5 protein-coding genes and 1 pseudogene are annotated in these 5,373 nt (G+C 42.0%); all 6 read right to left on the reverse strand.

The window, feature by feature from the left end:
* Positions 1-742, reverse strand: a pseudogene (locus tag WA010_RS09755) (hypothetical protein); the annotation flags it as partial.
* Positions 714-1,346, reverse strand: a complete 633-nt coding sequence (locus WA010_RS09760; RefSeq protein ID WP_422556934.1) for an ABC transporter ATP-binding protein — start codon at positions 1,344-1,346, stop codon at positions 714-716. The pseudogene WA010_RS09755 and the gene WA010_RS09760, both read right to left, overlap by 29 nt.
* Complete coding sequence (locus WA010_RS09765; protein WP_422556935.1) at positions 1,343-2,422, reverse strand: ABC transporter permease; 1,080 nt, start codon at positions 2,420-2,422, stop codon at positions 1,343-1,345. The genes WA010_RS09760 and WA010_RS09765 overlap by 4 nt, the downstream gene beginning before the upstream one ends.
* Entirely contained in the window at positions 2,419-2,877 is a 459-nt protein-coding gene (locus WA010_RS09770; RefSeq protein ID WP_422556936.1) for a hypothetical protein, read from the reverse strand. Before WA010_RS09770 ends, WA010_RS09765 begins: the two co-directional genes overlap by 4 nt.
* Positions 2,878-3,004: 127 nt before the next feature.
* A complete protein-coding gene (locus tag WA010_RS09775; protein WP_422556937.1) occupies positions 3,005-4,117 on the reverse strand; it encodes a hypothetical protein in 1,113 nt (370 codons plus the stop codon).
* Between the two features lie 191 nt (positions 4,118-4,308).
* Positions 4,309-5,373 (reverse strand): OmpA family protein (locus WA010_RS09780; protein WP_422556938.1); only part of this gene is annotated, 1,065 nt, incomplete at its 5' end.

A 5,373-nucleotide genomic window follows, 5' to 3' on the forward strand; every position in this document is an offset into this window, starting at 1 on the left:
GAAAAAACCACTCTTCGTTGTAACTCAGGGTATGGAAAAAATTACGGATGATGAGAGATAGCACATACCCCACTAACGGGACAATCCACAACCAGTGCCATCGCGGTTTGAACTCCTGCGTAGCGACCAGTTTGATTAGGAGATAGTAGATCGGGATCAGTGTAAAACTCATCCCCAATGTATTATCACCATGCGGTCCGACAAGGGTTTGCTCCACCTGACCGTATTGCGGGTTCATCAAAACCACGAGAGCAATAGGAGCGGCGATAACAGCTGCAAGCGAGACATTGACCCATAGCGGACGCTTTTCATAACGGCGAAGCGCATCGATGAGGGCGAGGAGATAAAACAGACCACTAAAAGCAAGGAGAAAATTCAGCTGATAGGGGAAATCGTAAAATGGCAAGCCCCGAATATTTCCGAACAGCAATGCCATAGACATAAAGAGCAAAAATAGATTCCACACGATGAAGTAACGGCGTAAATGTCCTATCGCTTTTTCCGATAAAACCCCCTCTTTTTGGAAAAGGGCAAAGGGGAGTAAGGAGAGCATCAGTGGAAAAAAGCCGTACAACATCTGCGAAATATGGAGTGATCGTGCACGCTCAGGCGATAGAAGTGTCATAGAACCATCTACTCCTAACATCTCTACTGCATAAACAAGCCCTGCAAATAGTCCGAGAATCAGCCATACAAACGCAAGGGGAAGTTCATTATTTATGAATTTGTTTAACAATGCCATCCTCCATTTCGATGATAATATCTGCATAATCGGCTATCTTTTTGTCGTGCGACGCGACCACAAATCCTGTCCCTGTGCGTGAAAACTCTCGAAACAATTCATACACCCCAAGAGCATTTTTACTATCCAAATTCCCCGTCGGCTCATCAGCGAACACAACGGAGGGAGCATTTACCAACGCTCTGGCGATGGCGGCACGCTGACGCTCTCCCCCTGAGACCTCATCGCTGTAGCGGTGGGAGAGTTTGGCAATTCCCAGTGATTGCAATAACGACTCAACACGACTCTCCTCAATCGCACCCAGTGCAATATTTTCGCGCAAGGTCAAATAGGAGATGAGATAGTGAAATTGAAACACAAACCCGATGTTGTGCCGACGGAAACGGTCAATATTTCCCAGTTCGCTCAAGGTTTTGCCATCGTAACGGACGATCCCTTGCGAGGGTTGCAACAATGTTGAGAGGATCGAGAGGAGTGTCGTTTTACCGCTCCCGCTCTCTCCGATGATGGCCGTAAAGCTCCCCGGTAGAATCGTAATATCGACGCCGTTTAACACTTTTTCATGTCCGTAGAATTGCTCAACGCCCAGTGCTTCGATTTTCATGCGCCACCTCGTTGGATCAGACTCATAGGATCTATTCGCGCCGCATACACCGCAGGGAGTAATGTCCCAAAGAGTGCCATGCTCACCGAGACGATAAAGACTTTCAGGGCTAACGCAAACGTGATCTCACCGTTAATGTAGCCTTGGAATTTTTCGGCGTGCTCGATCAGCTCCAACACTCCGATTGAAACCCCATACGCTACAACAAATGCCAATACGGCAATAATCAGCGTCTCACTGAGAAGTTTAAAAATAATGGTACTCGATGAGAGACCGATGGAACGCATAATCCCAAATTCGGCTTTACGATCATTCACCACCATACTCATCATGCTCACGATGCCTAGAATTCCCATCAAAAATGCCATTGCCCCGATCACGTCTGAGCTCGTTTTGATGATTTTGAACTGGTTGTAGGAGTCGATAAACCCATCGGTTGTTTTTGCTTCCATTTCGGGATAGGTTTTGTTAATCCGTGCGATGATGGTATCGCTTTGACTCAAATCATCGAGTGCGATGAGAAAAAGAGAAGCACTTTTATGAAACACCTCTCCCGCATTATCTAAAGGCATTACGACTCCGCCATCCTCAAATCCGATACGGCTTTTAAAAACACCGCTGACACGAAACTCTTTTTTCGAAAGTGATATCGTTTCAGGGTGCTTGAGCGTTTCATAAATTTTAGATCCCAACATCACTTCACCCACTGCAGGGTAAGAGCCTTTTTTGAGGGTATAACTTTTAAACCGATTTTCACTCGCACCGTAAATACCGACGATCGGGAGAGGCTCTACCGGAGCCGCCCCTAAAATGAGAGCACTCACCTCTTTTACCCCATCTATCTTAAAAATCTCATCACTAACCGAACGATTAATATCACTGAAAAACGTATCGGCAATCCCTTTTTGGGTGACGATAATATCTCCATCAGTTTTGAGCATCGAACTGTACATGCTCACTACTCCGCCTGAAATGGCACTGATGAGAAATATGGCAGCGATAGAGACACTCATACTGATAAAAATAAGGGCGGTTTTAAACCGATTTTTACGAAGTGCTTTGAGCGGCGTTATCACTGCTCAATCGCTTTTTTGAGTTGTTCGGCTGTCTCTATGAATTCCACTTTTGTGAGAAAATTACCGCGAAATTTCATCACGGTGATTTTATCTTCTTGTGCCGGAAAATTTAACCCTTGCTGTTCGTCTTGGATCAACAAAACCGTATGGGAGTATTTGCGCATTTTCGGCAATGCGAAACTCTCGGTGATGAATTTCGGCATTTGAGAGATATCGGCGACAAATGCCGCTTTATTTTTGGCAAGATACCCTTTTTCCTGAACCGTCAAATATTCATTAACCGTTGCTCCGGTACTTTTTTCAAAAGCCATAATTAATGTTTTTGGCATCGCTTTGAGGGTATAACGTTTACCATATTGATCACTCAAATCCAGTGGCATAACGGATTGACCTACCTTATAGGGAGCACTCCACAGACTTAAAACCATTAGGAATAAAACCATTATTTGTTTCATAAAAAATCCTTTATTTGCACGTAATAATATAAAAGTGTAGCCTAATAAGCATAAACAAAATTTATTTTTGCGCAAATAGTAGCAATGATTTATGAATTTTTGATGAAATAAGGATAAAACTAACCCATTAATGGGTTAGTTTTTCAACCGTATTTTGAAGCTCTGTATGCTCCGCAAGGGTAAGAACGAAATTTGAGTCCATTATTTTATCCAAATGATTCATTTCGGTGAGAGTAATACCGAAAGGATCTTTTTTTGCTACCTTGCTAACCCCTGAAAAAATGGTGATATTATCAAGCTTTTTAGCACTATGACGGACAAAATAGGTGAGAAAATACCCTCCTGAATGATCTTTTTCTATCGCAACTACAACACGAGAGGCATTTGAACCATTCCAGTTTAAATCCGGTACAAAAGTTTTAAAATCTTCAACAGAAAGATACCCAACATACACTTTTGTATAAATATCATGGTAACGCTGCGTCGTCGGTTTACGAAAAAAATCAATATCTATCGGATCTTTTCCCCGTAATGAGCGTAACATCCATGAGAGTGTCGCATAATATTTAAAAGCCGAAATTTTAAGTTCTTCGGCATGAGCAATTTTGTCACTCTCAATACGGATCATTGGAGCGCGCGGTGATTTAGTACTGAGTCGTTCTAATATATGACGGGCACTGTAGGGCTTAGTAAGCCATACGGATGCATACGGCGGCAAATCGGAAGTTCCCGTTGCCCCTTCGTTCAGTACCAAAATGGCTTTGACACTGTAGCGGGGAAATAATACTTCGAGCAATGCCCGTTTTTTACGGAGCCGTTTTTTAAGATTACTCACCGATTTAACGAGGGTCATTTCCACAAAATAGAGCTCTTTATCAGTAAATAACAGTCCGTCAAACTCCCCGATCTCTTTGTGGCGAGCACGATAGATAATCTGCCCTTTCCAACTTACCGATAAGGCGTCACTCTGCGCACGGGTACGATGTTTATGCGGACCTTTGATAATAAAACTTTTAATACGGGATTCATTAGCAGCGTAACGGAGAAGTTTTTCATAAATATAGTTCTCATACACTTCCCCCTCAAAGGAACGAAAAGCACTTAAATATCCCTCATCTTCGATACTCATACCTTTGGCTTCAAGAGATAAAATATGATCGATATTATAATCATAATAAAGAAGATTATCACCGAGCTCTATATCCCCTTCGGGAATAACCGTTTCATTTATAGTAAGCATAAAATTCTTTTTGTCGGAATTTAGGGTACTTTGCAAACACCCGTCATCATTTTACCTTATTTTTACCCTAACACTACTCCAAAGATGATTATGATAAACTTTATCTATGTAAAACCGACCAACTGAAGATCAAATTCACAGCTATATTGATAAATTGATCCTCATACTGAAGAACCCTTGGATGATATGCACTAATTAAGGATAAACTCAACCCGTCTATTTTTAGAACGTCCCTCTTCGGTGGTATTCGAAGCTACCGGATCAGCATCCCCCATTCCGTTTACGGTGATAATGTTCGGATCGATTCCCTCTCCTGCTAAATATTCGGCAACCAGTTTACCCCGTGCTTCCGAAATAATTTCATTGGTCTCGTAAAGGTGTTTAAGACGTTGAGGCGGAATATCATCGGTATAGGCATTGATAATAATCATTTTCTTCCCACTGGCCTTAAAACGTTTTGCCCAATCGTTTAGACGCTCCTTACCTGCTTCATTCAATGCTACGAGACGACTATCGAATAACTGAAAATTACGGAAATAAGGTGCTGGTTCTATGGTGGAAACAACCGTTTGTTCGATAATCGGCTTTACAACCGAAACTGGTTTTTCGATTTTTGGCTCCACATGAGATATCGCTACATCAACGCTATGTTCAGGTACGTTCTTGTTTTGAACGGAAGCATTTATCGACGGTTCTATGGCAGACGTACTCAAAATTTCTTCTTTAGGGATCACGTCAGAAGTTTTCAAAGGTTTTTTTGGATTCACATTCCCAAGTGGAGCAATCATTTGTCTTGGCTTGAGCTTCTCAATATCCATCATGACACATGCCCCTTTAACATCCAAAGCTGTCAGGGTAAAGATATTGCCTTTGATTTGCCACTGAGGATTTTTAAGAGGCTTCAGATCCTGATCCAATCCTTGATATTTACGAACACCATATCCCTTAGGTATATTAACCGTCAAAATATTTTCTGCGGTCACACAATCAGGGCTGCTTTTACAATCCCCTCCGCTTAAAAGTATTTTATAAACCCCATTCTCTTCAGAAACTAGAAAATCATCTTTATACGCCCGTTGAACATAGGAATAACGATCCGTATTGGCAAATGAGAGTTTGACACTTCCGTCTTTGAGCTTCTCTATCGAGTTATTTTCAGGACGAACATAAACAATCCGATCGGGATCAAATCCTTTTTCAAACATAAAGCCATAATTTTTATGGGTAACACCCTGATAGTTGAAGTGGAGTATCCC

This window comes from Sulfuricurvum sp., from assembly GCF_049305995.1.
Lineage (GTDB): Bacteria > Campylobacterota > Campylobacteria > Campylobacterales > Sulfurimonadaceae > Sulfuricurvum.

Excerpts from the sequence above, each read along its gene's own strand:
- WA010_RS09760 (WP_422556934.1), bottom strand. The coding sequence starts at position 1,346 with ATGAAAATCGAAGCACTGGGCGTTGAGCAATTCTACGGACATGAAAAA.
- WA010_RS09770 (WP_422556936.1), bottom strand. The coding sequence starts at position 2,877 with ATGAAACAAATAATGGTTTTATTCCTAATGGTTTTAAGTCTGTGGAGT.
- WA010_RS09775 (WP_422556937.1), bottom strand. The coding sequence starts at position 4,117 with ATGCTTACTATAAATGAAACGGTTATTCCCGAAGGGGATATAGAGCTC.